The organism is Kitasatospora sp. NBC_00070, from assembly GCF_045041205.1.
Taxonomy (GTDB): Bacteria; Actinomycetota; Actinomycetes; order Streptomycetales; family Streptomycetaceae; genus Kitasatospora.
Genome location: NZ_CP108247.1, coordinates 310321 through 334328 on the forward strand (window position 1 = coordinate 310321; position 24008 = coordinate 334328).

17 protein-coding genes are annotated in these 24008 nt (G+C 71.1%); 8 read left to right on the plus strand and 9 right to left on the minus strand.

Annotation, left to right across the window (positions count from 1 at the left end):
• Positions 1-91: 91 nt before the first annotated feature.
• Complete coding sequence (locus OHV05_RS01495) at positions 92-1141, minus strand: LacI family DNA-binding transcriptional regulator (RefSeq protein ID WP_405015916.1); 1050 nt, start codon at positions 1139-1141, stop codon at positions 92-94.
• Between the two features lie 184 nt (positions 1142-1325).
• Between OHV05_RS01495 and OHV05_RS01500 the strand changes: the two genes are divergently transcribed.
• From OHV05_RS01500 to OHV05_RS01515, 4 genes are read left to right on the plus strand one after another with little or no spacing between them, the layout of a single operon-like run.
• Entirely contained in the window at positions 1326-2618 is a 1293-nt protein-coding gene (locus OHV05_RS01500; RefSeq protein WP_405015917.1) for an ABC transporter substrate-binding protein, read from the plus strand.
• A complete protein-coding gene (locus tag OHV05_RS01505) occupies positions 2615-3511 on the plus strand; it encodes a carbohydrate ABC transporter permease (protein WP_405015918.1) in 897 nt (298 codons plus the stop codon). The genes OHV05_RS01500 and OHV05_RS01505 overlap by 4 nt, the downstream gene beginning before the upstream one ends.
• A gap of 3 nt (positions 3512-3514) precedes the next feature.
• A complete protein-coding gene (locus OHV05_RS01510; RefSeq protein ID WP_405015919.1) occupies positions 3515-4333 on the plus strand; it encodes a carbohydrate ABC transporter permease in 819 nt (272 codons plus the stop codon).
• Positions 4330-6699, plus strand: coding sequence for a beta-glucosidase (locus tag OHV05_RS01515; RefSeq protein WP_405015920.1), 2370 nt, complete (start codon positions 4330-4332; stop codon positions 6697-6699). The genes OHV05_RS01510 and OHV05_RS01515 overlap by 4 nt, the downstream gene beginning before the upstream one ends.
• A 474-nt stretch (positions 6700-7173) precedes the next feature.
• Here the strand turns inward: OHV05_RS01515 and OHV05_RS01520 are convergent, their stop codons facing one another.
• The 3 genes from OHV05_RS01520 to xylA form a co-directional block, all read right to left on the minus strand.
• Positions 7174-8157 carry a glycoside hydrolase family 11 protein gene (locus OHV05_RS01520; RefSeq protein WP_405015921.1) on the minus strand — a complete coding sequence of 328 codons (984 nt, stop codon included), beginning with the start codon at positions 8155-8157 and terminating at the stop codon, positions 7174-7176.
• A 567-nt stretch (positions 8158-8724) separates the two neighbouring features.
• Positions 8725-10221, minus strand: a complete 1497-nt coding sequence (locus tag OHV05_RS01525) for a glycoside hydrolase family 43 protein (RefSeq protein WP_405015922.1) — start codon at positions 10219-10221, stop codon at positions 8725-8727.
• Between the two features lie 238 nt (positions 10222-10459).
• On the minus strand, positions 10460-11632 hold the full coding sequence (gene xylA / locus OHV05_RS01530) for a xylose isomerase (protein WP_405015923.1): 1173 nt from the start codon (positions 11630-11632) through the stop codon (positions 10460-10462).
• Positions 11633-11727: 95 nt separating this feature from the next.
• Between xylA and xylB the strand changes: the two genes are divergently transcribed.
• The 4 genes from xylB (at position 11728) to mmsB (ending at position 17366) form a co-directional block, all read left to right on the plus strand.
• On the plus strand, positions 11728-13155 hold the full coding sequence (gene xylB / locus OHV05_RS01535; protein ID WP_405015924.1) for a xylulokinase: 1428 nt from the start codon (positions 11728-11730) through the stop codon (positions 13153-13155).
• 271 nt (positions 13156-13426) lie between these two features.
• A complete protein-coding gene (gene chvE / locus OHV05_RS01540; protein WP_405015925.1) occupies positions 13427-14527 on the plus strand; it encodes a multiple monosaccharide ABC transporter substrate-binding protein in 1101 nt (366 codons plus the stop codon).
• Positions 14528-14603: 76 nt separating this feature from the next.
• A complete protein-coding gene (mmsA, locus tag OHV05_RS01545; protein WP_405015926.1) occupies positions 14604-16145 on the plus strand; it encodes a multiple monosaccharide ABC transporter ATP-binding protein in 1542 nt (513 codons plus the stop codon).
• Positions 16146-16148: 3 nt separating this feature from the next.
• Positions 16149-17366, plus strand: coding sequence for a multiple monosaccharide ABC transporter permease (gene mmsB, locus OHV05_RS01550; protein WP_405015927.1), 1218 nt, complete (start codon positions 16149-16151; stop codon positions 17364-17366).
• Positions 17367-17441: 75 nt separating this feature from the next.
• On the opposite strand, the gene OHV05_RS01555 is transcribed toward mmsB, so the two are convergent.
• The 5 genes from OHV05_RS01555 to OHV05_RS01575 form a co-directional block, all read right to left on the minus strand.
• The gene (locus tag OHV05_RS01555) at positions 17442-18770 is read right to left on the minus strand and encodes a glycoside hydrolase family 43 protein (RefSeq protein WP_405015928.1); all 1329 of its coding nucleotides are present in this window, start codon (positions 18768-18770) and stop codon (positions 17442-17444) included.
• Between the two features lie 98 nt (positions 18771-18868).
• Positions 18869-19939 carry an aldose epimerase family protein gene (locus OHV05_RS01560; protein WP_405015929.1) on the minus strand — a complete coding sequence of 357 codons (1071 nt, stop codon included), beginning with the start codon at positions 19937-19939 and terminating at the stop codon, positions 18869-18871.
• A 76-nt stretch (positions 19940-20015) separates the two neighbouring features.
• Positions 20016-21521, minus strand: a complete 1506-nt coding sequence (gene araA / locus OHV05_RS01565; protein WP_405015930.1) for an L-arabinose isomerase — start codon at positions 21519-21521, stop codon at positions 20016-20018.
• Between the two features lie 11 nt (positions 21522-21532).
• Positions 21533-22201, minus strand: a complete 669-nt coding sequence (locus tag OHV05_RS01570) for an L-ribulose-5-phosphate 4-epimerase (protein ID WP_405015931.1) — start codon at positions 22199-22201, stop codon at positions 21533-21535.
• Entirely contained in the window at positions 22198-23907 is a 1710-nt protein-coding gene (locus tag OHV05_RS01575; protein WP_405021369.1) for a ribulokinase, read from the minus strand. The genes OHV05_RS01570 and OHV05_RS01575 overlap by 4 nt, the downstream gene beginning before the upstream one ends.
• Positions 23908-24008 lie beyond the last annotated feature (101 nt).

The following is a 24008-nucleotide window of genomic DNA, read 5'->3' on the forward strand; positions in this document are numbered from 1 at the left end:
CCTCGTTCACCACGTCCCAGCCGTACAGCTTGCCCTTGTGGTGACCTGCCGTGGTCTCGAAGGACCGAAACTTTCGGGATTTCCGTCGGTGTCAGCCGTGACCCGAGGACGCGTCTGATCCGCCGTCGACCGGCCGGGAGGAATTTCGCGGCGGGGCGGTGCTGCTGCGCTCGACCAGGCTGGTGGCCAGGTCCACCCGGAGCGCGCCGGGCCGGGTGCCCCGGGCCAGGTCGATCACCAGGCGGGCGGCGACCTCGGCCATCTCGGTCAGCGGCTGGCGGACCGTGGTCAGCGGCGGGCCGACCCAGCGGGCCAGCGGCAGGTCGTCGAAGCCGACCACGCTGAGGTCCTCGGGGATGCGCAGCCCCAACTCACGGGCGGCTTCGTAGAGCCCGAGGGCCTGCAGGTCGTTCCCGGCGAAGACGGCCGTCGGCCGGTCCGGCAGGGTCAGCAGTTCGAGCCCGATCCGGTGGCCGGCCTCGTGGTGGAAGTCTCCCTCGCGGACCAGCTCCGGGGCGTACGCGATACCCGCGATGTCGAGCGCGGCCCGGTACCCGTCGGCCCGTGCCCGGCTGCACATCATCCGGCCCGGGCCGCCGATCAGGCCGATCCTGCGGTGGCCGAGGTCGACCAGGTGCCGGGTGGCGGCGAGGCCGCCGTCCCAGTTGGTGGTGCCGACGGCGGGCACCCCCTGGCCGGGGTCGCCGGCCGGGTCCAGCACCACGAACGGGATGCCGCGGCCGGCCAGTTGCTCCTGCTGGGAGCGGTCCAGACCGGACAGGACCAGCAGGACACCGGTGGGGCGGCGGGCGAGTACCCCGTCCACCCACGACTGGCCCGGGGTGAGCCGCCCGGAGGACTCCGAGAGCACGATGCTCAGACCCTCCTCCCGCACCACGTTCTCGACGCCGCGGATCACCTCCATCGCCCAGGAGCTCTCCAACTCGTGGAAGACCAGGTCGAGCAGCGGGCTGGTCCGGGCGCCGCCGCGCCGCCGGTAGCCGTGCCGGTGCAGCAGTTCCTCCACCCGCTCCCGGGTGGCCGGGGCGACATCGGCCCGGCCGTTCAGGACTTTCGAAACAGTCGGGGCCGAGACACCGGCCTCCTGCGCGATCTCGGCGAGCGTCGCGGCTCTGGCCACCAGATCCTCCTGACTGCCCTGTCGGGCGAACTCCGCTGCTGTGGTTGTTCGTACGGCACGGATGCTAGCCGGTCGACCGGTCGGTGACCGGATCCGCCGGACCCCTTGACGGGCGGCAGGGGCGGCTCTAAGTTTCCCACAACATTCGGCACTTTTATCGCAACATTCGCATGATAGGCAGAGTATGGGATCGAGATTCACCGCGACCGCTGCGGCCACCGTCCTCGTCCTGGGCATGACCGCGGCCTGCGGCTCGGGCGGCTCCTCCTCCGACGCGGGCTCAGGGACGATCCGCGTGCTGGTGTACGGCGACGCCACCAACAAGGTCGAGAAGCAGATCGTCGAGACCTTCAACAGGACCTCCAAGGTCAAGGTGGTGCTGGACACCGTCCCCGGCGCCGACTACCAGCAGAAGCTGCAGACCGTCATCAACACCCCGCAGGCCCCGGACGTCTTCTTCAACTGGGGCGGCGGCTCCATCCAGCCCTTCGTCAAGGCCGGACTGCTGCTCCCGCTGGACGACTTCATCGCCCGGGACCCGGGGCTGAAGAACAACTTCCTGCCCTCGGTGTTCAACTCCGCGACGGTGGACGGCAAACCGTACGGCGTCCCGATGCGCGGGACCCAGCCGGTGCTGCTGTTCCACAACAAGAAGGTGCTGGCCGAGGCCGGTCTGACCCCGCCGAGGACCTGGGACGAACTGGTCGCCGCCTGCCGGACCCTGAAGGCCAAGGGCGTGACACCGATCGCCCTCGGCGGCGCCGACCGCTGGCCGACCCTGATGTGGTTCGAGTACCTGTACGACCGGGTCGCCGGGCCCGGACTGTTCCAGCAGGCGGTGAACGGCGACCCGTCCGCCTGGGCGAGCGAGGACAGCCGCAAGGCGCTGACCACCCTGCGGGAGCTGGTCGACGCCGGCGCGTTCGGCAGCAACTTCGACTCCGTCAAGTTCACCGACGGCGGCTCCCCCGCCCTGCTGGCCAAGGGCAAGGCCGCCTTCGAGCTGATGGGCTCCTGGTACTACTCCACCCAGCAGGACGGCAACCCGGAGTTCACCGAGTCGGGCCTCGGCTACACCGGCTTCCCGACCGTGAACGGCGGCAAGGGCGACCCGGCCGACGTGGTCGGCAACACCAACAACTTCTACTCGGTGCTGAAGAGGACCAAGCACCCCGAGGCCGCCGCCGCCTTCCTGAAGCTGATGTACTCCGACGAGTTCGTCAAGGCCCAGCTCGCCGTCGGCAACCTGCCGACCACCGGCAACACCGTCGACTTCCTGGACACCGCGGCCAGCCCGGCGTACTCCAAGTACCAGTTCGAGCTGGTCAAGGCCGCCCCGTCGTTCCAGCTCTCCTGGGACCAGGCCTACCCGCCGAGCGCCGGCACCCCGATGCAGGGCGCCGTCCAGCAGTTCTTCAACGGCAAACTCGACGCCGACGGTTTCATCAAGGCCATGCAGGCCTTGCCCAACGCATGACGTCCACCCCGAAGTCCGGCGCTGGGGTGACCCGCCCGGGCTTCCTCTGGGCGGCACCCGCCGCGCTGTTCTTCACGCTCTTCGCGATCGTGCCGCTGCTGCTGGTGGCCGTGCTCTCCTTCACCCACTGGGACGGCATCAGCGAGCCGCGCTTCAACGGCCTGGACAACTGGACCGCGCTGATCCACGACCCGGTGATGATCCAGTCGATCGGGATCACCCTGCTGCTCACCGTCCTCGGTGTGGCCACCCAGACGCCGGTCGCCGTGCTGCTCGGTGTCTGGGCCGCCGGACACCAGCGCAACCGGGCCGTGCTCTCGGCGATCTACTTCGTCCCGCTGCTGCTCTCCGCCACCGCCGTGTCCGTGGTGTGGCGGGCCGTCCTGGATCCCAACTTCGGCGTGCCGTCCCAGCTCACCTGGCTGTTCGGCGACGGCAATCTGCTCGGCAGCCAGAGCGGCGCGGTCGCGGTGCTCACCTTCGTCGGCGTGTGGCAGTTCACCCCGCTGCACGCCCTGATCTACCAGGGCGGCGCCCGGGCGATCCCGCAGGTGCTCTACCAGGCCGCGTCGATCGACGGGGCGGGCACCGTCCGGCAGTTCTTCCACATCACCCTGCCGCAGCTGCGCAACACCGTCATCACCTCCTCGGTGCTGATGGTGGTCGGCGGGCTCACCACCTTCGACACGGTGCTGATCCTCACCCAGGGCGGCCCCGGTACCGACACCACCGTCAGCGCCTTCCACATGTACCAGAAGGCCTTCAAGAGCTTCGACTTCGGAGCCGGCTCGGCCATCGCCCTTGTCCTGGTGGTCATCGCCACCCTGATCTCGCTCGCGGTGGTCAAGTTCACCGGATACGACCGGATGCGCGGCACGGCGGAAGGGCTCTGAACCATGCGTCAACGTCCCAACTACATCGCCGGGTTGGGCTCACTGGTCTGGCTGGCGGTGGTCGGCCTGCCGCTCTACGTGCTGCTGCTGGCCACCGTCCGGACCCGCGCCGACTACTCCACCAACGGCCCGCTCGGCCTGCCCGCCGAGTGGACCTTCCAGAACTACCTGACCGACCTGTCCAACGGCTTCGGGCAGGACTTCCTCAACACCCTGGCCGTCACGGCCAGCGTGGTGGCGATCGTCCTGCTGGTCGTCCCACCGCTCGCCTACGCGATCGTCAGGGCCCGTGGCCGGGCGACCGGTTGGGTGTTCCGACTGTTCCTGCTCGGCCTGGCGATCCCCGCCCAGGCGGTGATCGTGCCGATGTTCTACCTGATCAGCAAGGCCGGACTGTACGACCACCTGATCGGCGTCATCCTGCCCACCGCCGCCTTCTGCCTCCCGGTCTGCACCCTGGTGCTGACCGGCGCGATGCGCGACATCAGCCCCGAGCTGTACGAGGCGATGGCGATGGACGGCGCCTCCCCGGCCCGGGTGTTCCGGCAGTTGGTGCTGCCGCTCTCCAAGGGCGGGATCTCCTCCGTCGTGGTCTTCGCGGCGCTCCAGGCGTGGAACGGCTTCCTGTTCCCGCTGATCCTCACCCAGTCCGACTCCACCAAGGTCGTCACCCTCGGTCTGTACGAGTTCCAGACCGAGCACGGCGTCAACGTGCCCGGTCTGCTCAGCGCCGTGGTGCTGTCCACACTCCCCGTCTTCGTCGTCTACCTGTTCGCCCGCCGCGCCCTGGTCCAGGGCCTGACGGGCGTTGGAGGGAAATGAGTACCACCCACGACCCCGCCGCCGAGGTGGCCCCCGCCTGGCGGGACACCATGCTCCCCCCGGGAGCCCGGGCCGACGCCCTGATCGCGGCGATGACCCTGCGGGAGAAGACCGCCCAGCTGATCGGCGTCTGGGTCGCCGCCGGGGAGGGCGGCGGTGAAGTCGCCCCACACCAGCACGAGATGGCGGAACCTCTCGATCTCGACGCCCAACTTCGCGACGGTCTTGGACAGTTGACCAGATCGTTCGGCAGCGTGCCGGTGGATCCCGCGCTCGGCGCGCTCTCCCTGCTGCGCACCCAGCGGCGGATCGTCGCCGCCAGCCGCTTCGGCATCCCTGCTCTCGCCCACGAGGAGTGCCTGGCCGGCTTCGCCGCCTGGGGCGCCACCGCCTACCCGGTGCCGCTCTCCTGGGGCGCCACCTTCGATCCGGAGCTGGTCCGGGCGATGGCCGCCGCGATCGGCCGCGACCTGCGGGCCGTCGGCGTGCACCAGGGCCTGGCACCGGTGCTCGACGTGGTCCGCGACGCCCGCTGGGGCCGGGTCGAGGAGACCATCGGCGAGGACCCGTACCTGGTCGGCACCGTGGCCACCGCCTACGTCCAGGGCCTGGAGTCCGCCGGGATCGTCGCCACCCTCAAGCACTTCGCCGGATACTCGGCCTCCCGGGCCGGGCGCAACCTCGCACCCGTGAGCATGGGACCGCGTGAGCGGGCGGACGTCATCCTGCCGCCGTTCGAGATGGCCGTCCGCGAGGGCCGCCCCCGCTCGGTGATGCACGCCTACACCGACACCGACGGCCTGCCCTCCGCCGCCGACGAGGCCCTGCTCACCGGACTGCTCCGGGACACCTGGGGCTTCACCGGCACCCTGGTCGCCGACTACTTCGGCATCGCCTTCCTCAAGACCCTGCACGGCGTCGCCGAGGACTGGTCGGACGCCGCCGCCCAGGCCCTCGGCAGCGGCGTGGACGTCGAACTGCCCACCGTGAAGACCTTCGGACAGCCCCTGCTCGACGCCGTCACCGCCGGGGCGGTGCCGGAACAGCTGATCGACCGGGCGCTGCGGCGGGTGCTGGTCCAGAAGGCTCAACTGGGGCTGCTGGACCCGGACTGGGACCCGGTGCCCGACGTCCTCGCCGACACCGACCTGACCGACCCCGAGGCCCTGCGCGGCCTGGTCGACCTCGACCGGCCCGCCAACCGCGCCCTCGCCGCCGAACTCGCCGAGCAGGCCGTGGTGTTGCTGCGCAACGACGGCCTGCTGCCGCTGGGACGCCCCGCCCGGATCGCGCTGATCGGTCCCAACGCCGACGAACCCACCGCCGTGCTCGGCTGCTACGCCTTCCCCGTGCACGTCGGCAGCCGGCATCCGGAGGTGCCGCTGGGCATCGAACTCCCGACCCTGCGCGAGGCGTTGGCAGCCGAGTTCGCCGGCAGCGAGCTGCGGACCGTGCTCGGTGTGAGCGTGGACGGCGCGGATCCGGCCGGCATCGCCGAGGCGGTCCGAGCCGCCCGGGAGGCGGACGTGGTGGTGCTGGCCCTCGGTGACCGGGCCGGGCTGTTCGGCCGGGGCACCAGCGGCGAGGGCTGCGACGCCGATTCGCTCGAACTGCCGGGGCGTCAGCGTGAGTTGCTCGACGCTCTCCTGGACTGCGGCACCCCGATGGTGGTCACCCTGCTGGCCGGGCGGCCGTACGCGCTGGGGCGCGCCGCCACCGAGGCCGCGGCCGTGGTGCAGTGCTTCTTCCCTGGCGAGGCCGGCACCGGCGCCCTGGCCGGGGTGTTGAGCGGACGGGTCAACCCGTCCGGGCGGCTGCCGGTCTCCGTTCCCGCTCACCCGAACGTCCAGCCGTCCACCTACCTGGCCGCCCCGCTGGCCCAGGCGAGCGGCGTCTCCAGCATCGACCCGACGCCCGCCTACGGCTTCGGACACGGGCTCGGCTACAGCGAGTTCGACTGGTCCGGCCTGACGGTGGAGACGGCGGAGACCGGCACGGACGGCGCGTTCCGGCTCGCCTTCGACCTGCGCAACACCGGCGAGCGGGCGGGTGCCGAGGTGGTGCAGCTCTACCTGCACGACCCGGTGGCCAGTGTGGTCCAGCCGGTTCAGCGCCTGGTCGGCTACCGCCGGATCGAGCTCGCCGCCGGAGCCGGCTGCCGGGTGCAGCTCGACCTCCCCGCCGACCTCGCCTCCTTCACCGGCCGCGAGGGCCACCGGATCGTCGAGCCGGGCGCCCTGGAGCTGCGGATCTCCGCCTCCAGCACCGACGCCCGATTCACCGTCCCACTCCGTCTGGCCGGCCCGGTGCGCCCCCTTGACCACACCCGGCAGTTCCACCCGACCTTCATGGTGAGGGAGTTGTGAGGTGCGACGGCAGTTGACGGCGGCGACGCCGCCACCCCCGTCTCGGTACCGACCACGGGGCCGGCGGCGGCCGCGGCGGTGCCGATCTCGGTGGGTGGGGCACCGGGCCACCACCGTCAGGCAGACCAGCAGGCCGACCGTGCTCACTGTCGTCGTGGTACCCAACACGAGCCTGCGGGAGCGCCTGCGCTGCCGTGCGGCCCGCCGTGCCGTCTGTGTGTCCGTCATGTCCGTCCGTCCAGGGGGTGGAGCCGGTGCTGCACTCCCCTGCTGCCACGGCGGCCGGAACGGTTGCCGGAGAGATCGACGGGTTCTCGGATCAGGCCGTCCGACAGCTGACGGTCGGCCAGGTCCGTCTGCCGCTGTGCCGGATCGTCAGGGCCCGGTGGCTGTTGCCGCCGTCGGGCCCCCTGCCCGCCAGTACCTGGGCGGTCCGCGGAACGGCGGCCGGCCTGTTGGCGTACCCGTCGTGCATCAGGCGGCGGCGCACGAGACGGTGGGCCAGGTCCAGCTCCCGTTGGGCTGGATCGTCACCCCGAAGGTGTTGCCGTTGCCGTTCGGCTTGGCCACCATCACCTGCGAACTCGGGAAGCTGGTGGTGGTGTTCCAGGTCGACAGGACCTTGGCCGGGGACGGCACGTTCATCGTGACGGTCCAGTTGGCGGAGCCGCTGACCGCCACGTCGAGGTTGTAGCGGTCACCCCAGGACTGACCCGCCGACAGGGTCGCGGTGCAGCCTCCGCCACCGGGACCGCCCGAGGTGGAGTCCACCGTGATGTCGGAGCTGCCGCTGCTCTGGTAGCCCTCGGTCGCCAGGATCATGTAGTTCATGGTGCCGAGCTGCATGCCCGCCCGGGACCAGGCGTCGAAGTGGTTGCCGGTGGTGATGGTGCCACCGGTCCGCTTGCTCTGACGGACGCTCCAGTACTGGTTGAAGGTCTTGATCCCCTCGATGGAGGGAGCGTTGTACCGGGTGGTCTGGTAGATGTCGTAGGTGCCACCGTCACTGGTGACGGTGCCCTTGAAGGTGCCGGTGGGTCGGTAGGTCCCCCAGTTGTCGACGATGTAGTACTCGACCAGCGGGTTGGTGGACCAGCCGTAGAGCGTCAGATAGGCGTTCCCGGACGGGTTGAAGCTGCCCGAGTAGGTCACCGAGCGACGGCTGCCGGTGGCCCAGCCCTTGCCGGCCACGAAGTTGCCGGTGTTGCTCCACCGGGTGCTGTAGCGGCTGCCGGCACTCAGGTTCATCGAGACCGAGCCGGGACTGTCGGTCCAGAACGAGTAGTAGTACCCGTTGTCGGTACCGGTCCGATTGGAGGTGACCACGGTGTCGGCGTGGGCTGCGGAGACCGGGAGCATCAGCGCGACCAGCAACGCCAGCGCCAGGGTGCCGGCGTTCCTGACGAACCGTCGGAAACCGCCGGTCCCTTGGGCATGAGTTCGGACGATGGTGTCCATGTGCCTACTTCCTCATCGTGTACGCCGTGGCGTGCGGACAGCGGGGAGCTCCCCGGCCTCGGCTGGATCGCTCAACGCGCCGAAGCAGCACATCAGTTGAGAGCTCCGGGCCGTCGGGGTACCAATGACGACCAGTGTGCCCACTCGTCATCCACTGTCAATACATTCGACACACAAAGCGAAAGATTCGCACTCACCCGGAGAACATTGGGACCGACAACTAGGCAGGCCAGTACCATTCCTGACTGCCTCATGGATGCCTCATCCGCCGGAGCGATCGAATCATCTGGGATGCCGGGATGGAAACCAAATCGAAACTTTCGAAGCTCCACGGCCGGGCCGCCCGACCGCCCCGGCGCGATGCCGGAGAGCTGGGCCAGGCCGGCGGCCCGGTCGCTGCTCCCGGTCCTGGCATCGGTGTGCAAGGTTCTGGACGTCCAGGTACGCACCCTCGACCAGCCGGGCCCGCTGGAAGGTGAAACCCTTCGAGGCCAGGCAGTCTTCACGTGTCGTCCCTCTCGCGAGTCTGACTTGGTGCGTCCCTGCCAGGTGGCCTCGAGGGCGGGCCTACTGCGGCTGGTAGTCGAACCAGTCGAAGTGGACGGTGCCCTCGGCGGCGTACATGCCGATCACCCGGCCGGTGAAGCCGCCGGCCACCTCGGTGGAGAGGTAGCGGCCGCTCAGGGTGCCGAGCCCGGCGAAGGTACCGTCCGGCTCCTCGATGCCGAAACTGAGGTCGTCCGGGCCGGTGCGGGCGTCGCGTGGCGTCTGCGGGCCGGTCCGCAGGCCGAGCACCACGGGGCCGTTGGGCACCTGACGGCGCGCCACCTCCGTCCGCAGCGGGCCGACCCGGGCGAGCAGGCGCACCTCACCGTCGGCGGCCTCCAGCTCGTAGTGGTGCTCCTCGTCCAGCCGGACCACCAGGCCGCCCCGGCCCTCGGCTGGGTCGGCCAGGGTGCGGACGTGGCATTCCAGGTGCTGTTGGCGGCGGCCGACCAGCACCGCGTCCAGGGTGTCCAGCGAGCCCCGGCCGCGCAGGGTCAGCCAGCCGGTGCGCTCCTTGGTGGTGCACAGCCCGTCCGGGCGCTCGCGCAGCGAGATCCAGCGGGGCCCGAGCTCGACCTGGCCGAAGTCGTCCCGGGCCGGTATCTCGGGCCCGGGCTGCAACGGCCAGGCGGGGACGGGCAGTTCGGTGGTGACCTCGCCGACCACCGGCCAGCCGTCCGCCCACTCGACCGGTGCGAGGAAGATCTCCCGGCCGAGCACGTGCCAGCCGGGGGTGCCGCCCTGCGGGCGGACGCCGAGCAGCACCATCCACCAGGAGCCGTCCGGACCCTGCACCAGGTCGGCGTGGCCGGTGTTCTGGACCGCGCGGCCGGTGCCGCGGTGGGTCAGGACCGGGTTGGCCGGGCAGGGCTCGAACGGTCCGGCGGGCGAGGGGCCGCGGGCGATCGAGACGGCGTGGCCGCGCTCGGTGCCGCCCTCGGCGATCATCAGGTACCAGTACTCACCGATCCGGTACAGGTGCGGGGCCTCGGGGGCCACCCCGCCGGTGCCGGACCAGAGCCGGCGCACCTCGCCGGAGGTCTCGCCGGTGCGCGGGTCCAGCCGGACCTGGGAGACCCCGGCCACGGTGCACCAGCAGGTGCCGTCCTCGTCCCAGGCCAGGTCCGGGTCGATGCCCGGCACCCCGGGCGCCCTGGTCGGCTCGGACCACGGGCCGGCCGGGTCGGTGGCACTGAACAGCAGGTTGCCCCCGCCCTCGGCCACGTTGGTGACGATCAGCCAGAACCGGCCGTCGTGGTGGCGCAGCGTCGGCGCGTAGAGGCCGCCGGAGGAGAGCGTGGACGCGGGCAGCCGCAGCTGGCTCGGCCGGTCCAGGGCGTTGCCGATCTGCGTCCAGTTGACCAGGTCTCGGCTGTGGAGGACCGGGATGCCGGGAAAGTATTCGAAGCTGGAGCACACCACGTAGTAGTCGTCACCGACCCGGCAGATGCTCGGATCGGGGTGGAAGCCGGGGATCACGGGGTTGGCGACGGTGCCGCCGGTCTGCTGGCCTGACACCGGATCAGTTCCTCTCGGGGTGCGGTTGGGACGGGTGGCGCCCCGGCCAGGGAGGCGCGGGGCGCCACCCGTCATCACCGGTTCAGCCGAGCGCGCAGGCCACGTTGGCACAGCATCGGCTGACCGGAGCCACCTGCCGGACGTACGGGGAGCTGCGCGCCGCACACCCGAGTGACCGTCAGCGGCTGCACCGGGCGGCCACCCTGCGGCTGACCGACGAGCGCCTCGCCGCCAGGGGTCAGCGGGCGCCGAGCAGGTGCTCCAAGGCCAACTGGTCCAGCTGCTCGAAGGCCATCCCGCGGTCGGCCGCGGCGTCCACGTCGAATCCCTCGAAGGCGGACCGGTCGGCCAGCAGCCCGGCCAGGCCGTCGGCCGCGGTGGGCCGGGCCAGCTCGGGCAGCCGGGACGCGGCGAGCGCGGCCCGCACCTCCGGATCCGCCCGGAAGGCCCGCGAACGCTCGGCCAGCAGCAGGTAGTTGCGCATGCAGGCGGCCGCCGAGGCCCACACGCCGTCGAAGTCCTCGGTGCGCGGCGGCTTGAAGTCGAAGTGCTTCGGGCCGTCGTAGCCGGCGCTCTCCAGCAGGTCGACCAGCCAGAACGCCTGGCGCAGGTCACCGGCGCCGAAGCGGAGGTCCTGGTCGTACTTGATGCCGGACTGGCCGTTCAGGTCGATGTGGAACAGCTTGCCGTGCCAGAGCGCCTGGGCGATGCCGTGCGGGAAGTTCAGCCCGGCCATCTGCTCGTGGCCGACCTCCGGGTTGACGCCGACCCGGTCCGGGCGCTCCAACTCGTTGATGAACGCCAGGGCGTGACCGACCGTCGGCAGCAGGATGTCACCGCGCGGCTCGTTCGGCTTGGGCTCGATGGCGAACCGAAGGTCGTAGTCCTGCGCCTCGACGTACTCGCCGAGCAGGTCGAAGGCCTCCTTCAGCCGGTCGAGTGCGGTGCGCACGTCCTTGGCCGCGCCGGACTCGGCGCCCTCCCGGCCGCCCCAGGCAACGTAGGTCGTGGCGCCGAGCTCGGCCGCCAGGTCGATGTTGCGGATGGTCTTGCGCAGCGCGTAGCGGCGCACGTCGCGATCGTTGGCGGTGAACGCGCCGTCCTTGAAGACCGGGTGGGTGAACAGGTTGGTGGTGGCCATCGGCACCTTCAGGCCGGCGGCGTCCAGCGCCGCGCGGAAGCGCTTGACGGTCTGCTCCCGCTCGGCCTCGCCCGCGCCGAACGGGATCAGGTCGTCGTCGTGGAAGGTCACGCCGTGGGCGCCGAGGGCGGCCAGTCGCTGCACCGTCTCGACCGGGTCGAGCGCGGGCCGGGTGGCGTCGCCGAACGGGTCGCGCCCCTGCCAACCGACGGTCCACAGGCCGAAGGTGAAGCGGTGCGCGGGGGTGGGAACGAGCGGATCGGTGGTCATCGAGCGGCTCCGGATCAGTGCGAGGACTGTTTGTCAGGGCGAAAAACAAACTAGTATGCGGAGCCGTCCGAAGGAAACCCCGCGGGAGGAAACGCATGACCGCTCGGCAGGTCGTCATCGGCATCGACAGCTCCACCCAGTCCACCAAGGCGCTGGCCGTCGACGTGGACTCCGGCGCCGTGCTGGGCCACGGCCGCGCCCCGCACACCGTGAGCACCGGCCCCGGCCGGGAGAGCGATCCCGAGCAGTGGTGGCAGGCCCTGAAGGCGGCCGTCTCCGACACCGGCTGGGCGGACCGCGCGGCCGCCTGCTCGGTGGCCGGCCAGCAGCACGGCCTGGTCACCCTGGACGCGGCCGCCCGGCCGGTGCGCCCGGCCCTGCTCTGGAACGACGTCCGGGCCGCCCCTCAGGCGGCCGCCCTGCGCGCCGAGTTCGGCGCAGCGGAGCTGGCCGCCCGTACCGGCAGCGTGCCCACCGCCGCCTTCACCGCCGCCAAGTGGGCCTGGCTGCGGGCCAACGAGCCGGCGGCCGCCGCCCGCACGGCCGCGGTCCGGCTGCCACACGACTTCCTGACGGAGCGTCTGACCGGCGGGGCGGCCACCGACCGCGGCGACGCCTCGGGCACCGGCTGGTGGGGACCGGACGGCTACGACCAGGACGTCCTCGCCCGGATCGGTCTCGATCCGGCCCTGCTGCCGCCGGTCCTCCCCGCCGGAGCCCGGGCCGGCACCGCCCGCCCCGGCTCGCCGCTGCGCGCGGGCACACCGGTGGCCACCGGCACCGGGGACAACATGGCCGCCGCCCTCGGCCTCGGCCTGACACCCGGTCAGCCGGTGCTCAGCCTCGGCACCTCCGGCACCGTCTACGCCGTCGGCAGCTCCCGGCCCGCCGACCCGAGCGGGACGGTGGCCGGCTTCGCCGACGCGCTGGGCGGCTGGCTGCCACTGGCCTGCACGCTCAACTGCACGCTGGCGGTCGACCGGTTCGCCACCCTGCTCGGCCGCGACCGCGAGCAGGTCGAGGACGGCGGCACCGCCGTGGTCCTCCCCTACCTGGACGGCGAGCGAACCCCCGACCTCCCCGGCGCCTCCGGCCTGGTGCACGGGCTGCGCCACGACACCACAGCGGGCCAGCTGCTCCAGGCCGCCTACGACGGCGCCGTGCACGCCCTGCTGACCGCACTGGCGGACGTGCTGCGCGCCGGCGGCCGGCGCCCGGACGACGACCGGCCGCTGCTGCTGATCGGCGGCGGCGCCCGCGGCCGCGCCTGGCAGCAGACCGTACTCCGGCTGTCCGGCCACCCGGTCCAGGTGCCCGCGGCCGAGGAGCTGGTCGCTCTGGGCGCCGCCGCCCAGGCGGCCGCGCTGCTCACCGGCGAGTCCGCCGACGCCGTCGCCCGGCGCTGGCGGACCGCCGAGGGCCCGGTGCTGGAGCCCGTCCCCCGGGACGAGGCCACGCTCGGGCGGATCGCGGACACCCTGCATCGAGCCGGGGCCCTCCAGCAGGCCGCGCGCGGAGTCTGAGCAGATCGGAGCGGGGAGGCGGCACGTGACGGGGATCGGCGCGGCACTCTCGACGGCCCGTCGCTGCTCGCCGACCCGGCTTCACCCAACGCGGCCCGCGCCACCTCTCCAATCTCCTGGCGGGAGTTGTTAACGCTAACAATCGCCGCGTCAAGCGCGCGGCGGCGAGACGGAACGGTGATCTCCCGACCCTTGACGACCCTTCTGTGAGCGTTAACACTCAGGTACCGCCCCGCCCACACCGCGGCGCGGAACCATCCCTGGAGGAACTGTGCGAAAGCTCTCGATCGGTCTCGCGGCAGCGGGCCTCTCCCTGACCCTGGCCGCCTGCGGCCAGAGCGCCAACGGGGTCGGCGACGCCCCGGCCAAGAGCGGCGACGCCAAGGGCGGCTTGGTCGGCATCGCCATGCCCACCAAGTCCTCCGAGCGCTGGATCAACGACGGCAACAACATCGCCAAGGAGTTCCAGGCCAAGGGCTACAAGACCGACCTCCAGTACGGCGACAACGTGGTGGAGAACCAGGTCTCCCAGCTGGAGAACATGATCACCAAGGGTGCCAAGCTCCTGGTGGTCGCCGCCATCGACGGCTCCTCGCTGACCAACGTGCTGCAGAAGGCCGCAGACGCCAAGATCCCGGTCATCTCCTACGACCGCCTGATCCGCGGCACCAAGAACGTCGACTACTACGCCACCTTCGACAACTTCAAGGTCGGCGTGCTGCAGGGAAGTTACATCGTCGACAAGCTCGGCCTCAAGGACGGCAAGGGCCCGTTCAACATCGAGCTGTTCGCCGGCTCCCCGGACGACAACAACGCCACCTTCTTCTTCAACGGCGCGATGAGCGTACTCAAGCCCTACCTGGACGACAAGAAGCTCGTCGTGCAGAGCGGCCAGACCGCCTTCAACCAGGTCGCCACCCTGCGCTGGGACGGCGGGGTGGCCCAGTCCCGGATGGACAACCTGCTCAGCAAGGCGTACACCGCCGCCCAGGTGGACGCGGTGCTCTCGCCGTACGACGGCATCTCGATCGGCATCCTCTCCTCGCTCAAGGGTGTCGGGTACGGCAGCGCCGGCAAGACCCTCCCGGTGGTCACCGGGCAGGATGCCGAGCTGGCCTCGGTGAAGTCCATCATCGCGGGCGAGCAGACCCAGACCGTCTACAAGGACACCCGCGAACTCGCCAAGGTGGCCGTGCAGATGGGCGACGCGGTGCTGACCGGCGGCAAGCCGGAGGTCAACGACACCACCCAGTACGAGAACGGCGCCAAGACCGTGCCCGCGTACCTGCTGCAGCCGGTCAGCGTGGACAAGGAGAACTACCGCAAGGTGCTGATCGACGGCGGGCAGTACACCGCCGACCAGGTCAAGTAGCCGCCCCACCAAGACCGGTGGTCCCGGGCCTGCCCCAACGGGCCCGGGACCACCCCCGGCGAACGGAACCACCACCATGGCCGGACCCATCCTGGAGATGCGTTCGATCACCAAGACCTTCCCCGGCGTCCTGGCCCTCTCCGACGTCAACCTGAGCGTGGCGCCCGGCGAGGTGCACGCGATCTGCGGCGAGAACGGCGCCGGGAAGTCGACCCTGATGAAGGTGCTCAGCGGCGTCTACCCGCACGGCTCCTACCAGGGCGACATCCTCTTCGAGGGCGAGCCCTGCGAGTTCCGGGACATCCGGGCCAGCGAGCGGCGCGGCATCGTGATCATCCATCAGGAACTCGCCCTCGTGCCCTACCTGTCGATCGCCGAGAACATCTTCCTCGGCAACGAGCACGCCCGGCGCGGCCGGATCGACTGGCACCGGACCCTCACCCACGCCACCGAGCTGCTCCGCCGGGTCGGCCTGCCGGAGCACCCGCAGACCCGGATCGCCGACATCGGGGTGGGCAAGCAGCAACTGGTCGAGATCGCCAAGGCACTGGCCAAGGAGGTCAGACTGCTGATCCTGGACGAGCCGACCGCCGCGCTGAACGACGAGGACAGCCGCCAACTGCTCGACCTGATCCTGGAGCTCAAGGCCCAGGGCATCGCCTGCATCATCATCTCGCACAAGCTCAACGAGATCGCCAGGGTGGCCGACTCGGTGACCATCCTGCGGGACGGCCGGACCATCGAGTCCATCCCGGTCCAGGGCATCAGCGAGGACCGGATCATCCGCGGCATGGTCGGCCGCGACTTGGAGCACCGCTACCCCGAGCGCACCCCCGAGATCGGCGAGGTCGCGCTGGCGATCGAGGACTGGACGGTGCGCCACCCGATCGACCAGCAGCGCAAGGTGGTGGACGGGGCTTCGCTGAACGTCCGACGCGGCGAGATCGTGGGCATCGCCGGCCTGATGGGCGCCGGCCGCACCGAGCTCGCGATGAGCGTGTTCGGCCGCTCCTACGGCCGGTACACCGGTGGCCGGGTGCTGCTGGACGGGCGGGAGATCCGCACCCGTACGGTGCCGGAGGCGATCGGCCACGGCCTCGCCTACGTCACCGAGGACCGCAAGCAGCTCGGGCTCAACCTGATGGACGACATCAGTCGGAACATCTCGCTGAGCGCGCTCGCCAAAGTGGCCCGGCGCGGCTGGGTGAACCGGCACGAGGAGACCAGGGTGGCCGAGCGGTTCCGCGAGGCCATGAACATCAAGGCGCCCTCGGTCTTCGCACAGACCGGCAAGCTCAGCGGCGGCAACCAGCAGAAGGTCGTGCTGAGCAAGTGGATCTTCACCGAGCCCGAGGTGCTGATCCTCGACGAACCGACCCGGGGCATCGACATCGGTGCCAAGGCGGAGATCTACACGGTGATCGCCGACCTGGCCGCCCAGGGACGGGCAGTGCTGGTGATCTCGTCCGAACTACCCGAGCTGCTCGGTCTGTGCGACCGGATCTACACCATGGCCGAGGGCCGGATCACCGGTGAGGTGAGCAGGGCCGAGGCGACCCAGGAATCCCTGATGCGGCTGATGACCCAGACCGCGGACCGACGACACGAGCAGGTGTAAGGCATGGCCCAGATGACCACCGAGATCCCGCAGAAGACCGAACGGCCCGAACCGGTCGGGCTGTTGACCACCGTACTGCGGGGCAACGTCCGCCAGTACGGCATGCTCGGCGCGCTGGCCCTGATCGTGCTGCTGTTCCAGATCTGGACCGACGGCATCCTGCTCCAGCCGTTGAACATCACCAACCTGATCCAGCAGAACGGCTACATCCTCATCCTGGCCATCGGCATGATGATCGTCATCATCGCCGGCCACATCGACCTCTCGGTCGGCTCGCTGGCCGCCTTCGTCGGTGCGGCGTCGGCGGTGATGATGGTCAAGGGCCAGGTGCCGTGGCCGGTGGCGCTGGTCGCGGCGCTGCTGATCGGCGCACTGGCCGGTGCCTGGCAGGGCTTCTGGATCGCCTACATCGGTATCCCGTCGTTCATCGTGACGCTGGCCGGGATGCTGCTGTTCCGCGGCGGCACCCAGATCCTGCTGCAGGGCCAGTCGGTGGCACCGTTCCCGGCCGGGTTCCAGAAGATCAGCAGCGGGTTCCTGCCGCAGGTCGGCCCGCACACCAACTACCACAACCTGACCCTGCTGATCGGCGCGGCCGTGCTGGCCGTGGCGGTGCTCCAGGAGGTCCGCGGACGCCGGCAGGCCGCCTCGTACGGGCTGGTGCTGCTGCCGGCCGGGCTGTTCGCGGCCAAGCTTGCGGCGATCGCGGTGGCGGTGCTGGCCTTCACCCTGCTGCTGGCCAGCTACCACGGGGTGCCGATCGTCCTGCTGATCCTCGGTGCGCTGCTGGTCGGATTCGGCTACCTGATGCGCAACTCGATCCTGGGCCGCCACACCTATGCGATCGGCGGCAACGAGGCGGCGGCCAAGCTCTCCGGCGTGAAGAGCAAGCGGGTGGTCTTCCTGGCCTTCGTCAACATGGGCGTGCTGGCCGCGCTGGCCGGCCTGGTCTTCGCGGCCCGGCTCAACGCGGGCACCCCGCAGGCCGGGATCAACTTCGAGCTGGAGGCCATCGCGGCGGCCTTCATCGGCGGCGCCTCGGCCAGCGGCGGGGTGGGCACGGTGCTCGGCGCGATCATCGGCGGCCTGGTGCTCGGCGTGCTCAACAACGGCATGTCACTGGTCGGTGTCGGCACCGACTACCAGCAGGTGATCAAGGGCCTGGTGCTGCTGGCCGCGGTCGGCTTCGACGTCTACAACAAGCGCAAGGCCGGTTCGTAGGCCCGTCCCACGTGCCGCTGCCCGGCTCCCCCCACGGTGGGGAGCCGGGCAGCGGCGTTCCGTCCGGACGGTCCGTCAGCTCCAGGGGGTGACGCCCTGGAAGGAGCTGTCGGCGCGGAAGGTGTCACTGTCCTGGTAGACGTCCAGGCTCAACTGGTAGTCGTAGTGCCGAAGGTAGCGGCCCGGGTAGTTGTAGGACTCCAGCGAGACCGAGCCGGCCGCCGAGCCGGGGCGCGGGCAGAAGGTGGAGTCGCCCCTGAAGACGGCGGAGCCGTCGTCCGTGCCCAGCCGGAGCTTGAAGTCCCGGTGCCGCAGGTAGCGGCCGTCGGCGGCGCGCAGCGAGTGGCAGTTCGGGTCGGCCAGGCCCGGCAGCACGGTGAACGTGGCGGCCTGTCTGCCGGCAGAGCTGCTGGACGCGGTGACCGCAGCCAGCGATCCGTCCGAACTGACATAGCGGGAGGGGTAGTTCACGGACCGGAGCGATCGGTTGGTGTTCACCGGGAGGGCCGCACCGCCGGGCACGGTCTCCTTGAGGACGGTGAAGTGGCGGGCGAAGCCGCTGAGGCCCGGCAGTTCGGTGGGCGCGGTCCAGGTGTTCAGCCCGTCGTAGCTGTCGCTGTAGTAGTACTTGTGCGCACTGTAACCGTCGTAGTAGATCCGCCAGCCGCCGTTGTCGAGCTGGACCAGGGCCGGGCCTTCCACCCAGTTGCCCCAGCCGGCCCAGTTGTCGGTGCCGGTGAAGGTGTAGGGGCCGCCGAGGCTGGTGGCGGTGGCGTGCTCCAGGTACTTGGTGGTCTCGTTCTTGGTGATGGCGTGGTAGGTCGAACCGGTCCTCACCACGAAGGTGTCGATGTGGTTGCCGGTGATCCCGGCCAGCGGGGTCGGCGAGCTCCAGGACGTCAGAGCGGAATCGGTCGCGGTCAGCCGGTAGGGCAGGAAGTCGGCGCCGGAGGCGGAGGTGGAGAGCGAGACGATCACGTTGACACTGCCGTCGGTGTCGACGTGCCACTCCGGTGCCCAGGTGCGCTGGAGTCCGGCCAGCGGAATGGTGTGGTTGCCGAGGAAGGTCCAGTTCACCCGGTCGGTGCTGGTGGCGAAGCCGATGGTGTTGCCGGACCAGTTGGTGGTGTAGGTGAGGTAGTAGCGGCCGTCGGTGTGCCGGATGATGCTCGGGTCCCGGATCAGGCCCGACGGTGGCGTGTACGCCGAGGACTTGACCAACCGGTAGCCGGTGGCGTCCGGGGAGTCGTAGACGTACATGTTGGACTCGCTGCTGTTGGTGAACGCGGTCATGGTGTACCGGGTGGCACTGCCGACCGGGGGCGCGGCCGCCTCGGCCGGCCCGGCGGGCAGCACGGCCAGGGCCAGGGCTGCCGCTGCGGCCAGGTGACGGAGCTTGGACATGTGGGGGTACTCCTCGGGTACGGGTACGGCCGCGACCTGGCGTCAGGTCGCGGCTGCACGCGGAGCAGGTAGTCGTAGTGGCGCCCCACCGGCGCGGACTACTCCGCCGAGAACCGGTAGACGGTGACCGACTCGTACCGCTCCCCCGGCCGCAGCACGGTGGAGGGGTAGTCCGGGAAGTGCGGGGAGTCGGGGAAGTGCTGGGTCTCCAGGGCGATGCCCGCATAGGCTCGGTAGCGGCTGCCGCCGGGGCCGGCCAGCGAGCCGTCGAAGTGGTTGCCGGTGTAGACCTGGAGGCCGGGCTCGGTGGTCAGGCAGTCCAACCGCCGTCCGCTGCGCGGGTGGTGGAGAGTGGCGGCCGGCCGCAGGCCATCGCCCGGGCGCAGCACCCAGTTGTGGTCGAAGCCGTCCCCCGCCAGCCGGAGCTGCGGGTCGGCGACGGAGATCCGGCCGCCCAGGCCGGCCGCGGTGGTGAGGTCGAACGGGGTGTCCTTGACCGGCTCGGGCGCGCCGAGCGGGATCAGGGCGTGGTCCACCGGCAGGTAGGCGTCGGCCTCGACCCGGAGCAGGTGGTCCAGCACCGGGCCGCTGCCCTCGCCGCCGAGGTTGAAGTAGGCGTGGTTGGTCAGGTTGACCACCGTCGGCGCGTCGGTCCGCGCCTGGTAGGAGATGGTCAACTCGCCGTCCTGATCCAGCAGGTAGCCGACCGTCACGTCCAGCGCCCCGGGGAAGCCCTGGTCGCCGTCGGGGCTGTGCAGCGTGAGCCGGACACCGACCCGTCCGTCCTCCGTCACCGCCTCGCCGCTCCACAGTCGGGTGGCGAAGCCGTCCGGGCCGCCGTGCAGCGTGTGGCCGTTCTGCTGGGCGGCGAGGCGGTGCACGGCGCCGTCCAGCGGTAGCTCACCACCCGCGATCCGGTTCCCGTAACGGCCCACGGTGGCGCCGAAGTAGGCCGCCCCACCCAGCAGTTCGGCCACGGAACTGCCACCGAGCAGCACGTTGGCCCGCCGCCCGTCCCGGTCCGGGGCATGCAGGGACTGCAGCCGGGCGCCCAGGCTGAGCACCTCGGCGGTGACCCCGCCGGCGGTGCCGAAGACCCAACGGTCGATGGTCCGCCCGTCCGGCAGCTCACCGGCGGGGTACTGGTGGATGGTCAGGTCGGTCGTCATGGCGCAGGTTCTCCCTGTGGTGAAACGCCGTGGGGCGGCACCGGGTCCGGTGCCGCCCCGAGGGGATGACGCAGGATCAGAAGCCCTGGGCCAGCCGGTGGTAGGCCTGGTTCCAGCGCAGCTCGCGGGTGAACTGCCGGATGGTGGTGCCGGAGTCGATCAGCACCAGCTCGGTGGCCAGCATCTCGGCCAGGTCGTCGAGCTGCTCGGCGCCCAGCGCGCTGGAGAACACCGTGTGGTGCGGGGCGCCGGCCGCCAGCCAGGCCTCCGCCGAGGTGCGGAAGTCGGGCCTGGGCTTCCAGACCGCGCGGGCGACCGGGAGCCTGGGCAGCGGCTCGGACGGGTCGACCACGTCGATCTCGTTGACGACCAGGCGGAAGCGGTCGCCCATGTCGGCCAGACCGGCCACCACGGCCGGGCCGGGCGCGGCGTCGAAGACCAGCCGGACCGGGTCCTCCCGGCCGCCGATGCCGAGCGGGTGCACCTCGCAGGAGGGGGTGGCGGCGGCGATGCTCGGGCAGACCTCCAGCATGTGCGCGCCGAGGATCAACTCCTGCCCGGGCTCGAGGTGGTAGGTGTAGTCCTCCATGAAGGAGGTACCGCCGGGCAGGCCGGTGGCGGTCACCTTGAGGGTGCGCAGCAGCACCGAGGTCTTCCAGTCGCCCTCGCCGCCGAAGCCGTAGCCGTCGGCCATCAGCCGCTGGACCGCGAGGCCGGGAAGCTGGCGCAGCCCGCCGAGGTCCTCGAAGTTGGTGGTGAAGGCGCGGAAGCCGCCCGCGGTCAGGAAGGTGCGCAGGCCCGCCTCGATCCGGGCCGCGTAGCGCAGGGACTCGTGCCGCTCGCCGCCCGGACGCAGGGCGGGGGCGAGGCGGTAGCTGTCCTCGTACTCCTTCACCAGGTCGCCGACCTCGGCGTCGGAGGCGGCGTCGACCACCTCGACCAGGTCGTTGACGCCGTAGGTGTTGACCGAGACGCCGAACCGGAGCTGGGCCTCGACCTTGTCGCCCTCGGTGACGGCGACATCGCGCATGTTGTCGCCGAACCGGGCCAGCTTGAGGGTGGCCAGCTCGGCCCGGCCGGCCGCCGCGCGGGCCCAGGAGGAGATCCGGGTGGTGGTCACCGGGTCGCTGACGTGCCCGGCGACGGTCTTGCGCGCGACACCGAGGCGGGACTGGATGTAGCCGAACTCGCGGTCGCCGTGGGCGGCCTGGTTCAGGTTCATGAAGTCCATGTCGATGGTGGACCAGGGCAGTGCGACGTTGGCCTGGGTGTGCAGGTGGAGCAGCGGCTTGCGCAGCGCGTCCAGCCCGGCGATCCACATCTTGGCCGGGGAGAAGGTGTGCATCCAGGCGATCAGGCCGATGCACCCGTCGGCCGCGTTGGCCTCCAGGCAGATCCGGCGGATCGCTCCGGCGTCGGTGAGCACCGGCTTCCAGATGACCCTGACGGGCAGCTCAGGGGAGCCGTCCAGCTGCTCGGCGATCCGCCGGGACTGCTCGGCGACCTGACGCAGCGTCTCCTCGCCGTACAGGCCCTGACTGCCGGTGAGGAACCAGACCTCGCGGTCTTCGATCGTCTTCATGGTGGGGCTCCTCACCGGCCGGACTGCTGGCCGTACACGTTCTGGTAGCGGAAGTTGAGACTGTCGATGTCCGCCTGGGCGATCGGCAGGGGTTCGCCCAGCTGGCGGGAGATGTGCACCGTGCGGGCGACGTCCTCACACATCACGGCGGCCTTGACGGCGGCCTTGGCGTCCTTGCCGATGGTGAAGACACCGTGGCTCTTCATCAGCACGGCGGGCGAACGGTGGCCGCGCAGGGTGTCCACGATGCCGCGGCCGATCGAGTCGTCGCCGATCAGGGCGAACGGGCCGATCGGGATCTCGGCGCCGAACTCGTCGGCCATCGCGGTCAGCACGCAGGGCACCGCCTCGCCGCGGGCGGCCCAGGCGCAGGCGTAGGTGGAGTGGGTGTGGACCACTCCCCCGACCTCGGGCAGGTGCCGGTAGACGTAGGCGTGGGCGGCGGTGTCGGAGGAGGGCGAGTGGACGCCCTCGACCACGGTGCCGTCCAGGTCACAGAGGATCATGTTCTCCGGCGACAGCTCGTCGTACGAGACGCCGCTCGGCTTGATCACCATCAGGTCCTCGCCGGGCACCCGGGCGGAGACGTTCCCGGCGGTCCAGACCACCAGGCCGTAGCGCACCAACTCGTGGTGCAGCTCGCTGACCTGACGGCGGACCAGGTCGATCAGGTCGGTCATGATTCCTCGCTGTTCTGCGTCGGAGCGGCCTTCGCCAAGGCGGCGTTGCGGATCCGGCGCAGCCGGTGCAGCTGCTTGTCGGCGGCGGTGCCGAAGTGCTCGTGCAGTTCGCGGTACTCGGCGAACAGCACGTCGTAGCCGTCGGCGCGCTCCGGGTCGGGCCGGTAGGCGGCGCGCTCGACCCGGCCCATCGCGGCGGCGGCGGTGCGCACGTCGGGGTGGGCGCCGGCCGCCACCGCGGCGTGGATCGCCGAGCCCAGCGCCGGGCCCTGGGCGGAGACCGCGAGCGAGATCGGGCGGCGCAGCACGTCGGCGTAGATCTGCATCAGCAGCGGGTTCTTCTTCAGCCCGCCGGTGACGATGAACTCGGTGACCGGGACGCCACCCTGCTCCAGCGCCTCGACGATGGTGCGGGTGCCGAAGGCGGTGGCCTCCAGCAGGGCCCGGTAGACGTCCTCGGGCCGGGTGGCCAGGGTGAGGCCGACGATCACGCCGGAGAGATGGTGGTCGACCAGGGTGGAGCGGTTACCGTTCAACCAGTCCAGGGCGACCAGGCCGTGCCCGCCGACCGGCTGGGTGGCGGCCTTGCGGCTGAGCAGCTGGTGGGCGTCCTCGCCGGTGGCCTCGGCCTCGGCGACGTACTCGGTGGGCATGCCCTGGCTCAGCCACCAGGCGAAGATGTCGCCGACCGCGCTCTGTCCGGCCTCGTAGCCGTAGGCGCCCTCGACGATGCCGCCGTCCACCACGCCGCAGATGCCGGGGACGTCCGCCAGGGTGGCGCCGTTGACCACGTGGCAGGTGGAGGTGCCCATGATGGCCAGCAGCCGGCCGTTCTCGACCGCCTGCGCGGCGGGAGCGGCGACATGGGCGTCGACGTTGCCGGCCGCCACCGCGATGCCCTCGGGCAGGCCGGTCCAGGCGGCGGATTCGGCGGTGAGGCAGCCGACCCGGGAGCCGAGCGGGGAGAGCCGATGGGCCAGCCGGGTGCGGGCGAAGTCGGCGAACTCCGGGTTGAGTGCGGCGAGGTACTCCTCGGAGGGGTACTCGCCGTCCTGGAAGATGCCCTTGTACCCGGCGGTGCAGGTGTTGCGGCTCTCGGCGCCGGTGAGCTGCCAGACGATCCAGTCGGCGGCCTCGATCCAGCGCTCGGTGGCGGCGTAGACGCCCGGGTCCTCCTCCAGCAGCTGGAGGGCCTTGGCGAACTGCCACTCGGCGGAGATCTTCCCGCCGTACCGGGAGATCCACTTCTCGCCGCGCCGGTGGGCGAGTTCGTTGATCCGGTCGGCCTGCTCCTGCGCGGCGTGGTGCTTCCACAGCTTGGGCCAGGCATGCGGGCGGTCGGCCAGCGCGGTCTCGGCCAGCGGGGTGCCGTCGGCGGTGACCGGCAGTACGGTGCAGGCGGTGAAGTCGGTGGCGATGCCGATCACGGTGGCCGGGTCGACACCGGCGGCGGCCAGCGCGGCGGGGACCGCGGTCTGCAGCACCTGACGCCAGTCGGCCGGGTGCTGGAGTGCCCAGTCCGGCGGCAACTGCCGCCCGGTTCCGGGCAGTCGGGTCTCGATCACTCCGTGCCGGTACTCGTGGACGGCGGTGCCCAGCTCCTCGCCGTCGCTGACCCGGACCACCACGGCGCGGCCGGAGAGGGTACCGAAGTCCACGCCGACGACGTGGCGCTCCGGGGAGGAGGAAATTGGTGGCACGTTCATGTCCTTCACGGGAGGAGGGTCCGGTACCGGCCGCCGGGAGGGTCCGCGACGGTGCGGGCCCGGCGGCCGGTCTGCCCGTCCGAACGGACGGGGCCGCGCGG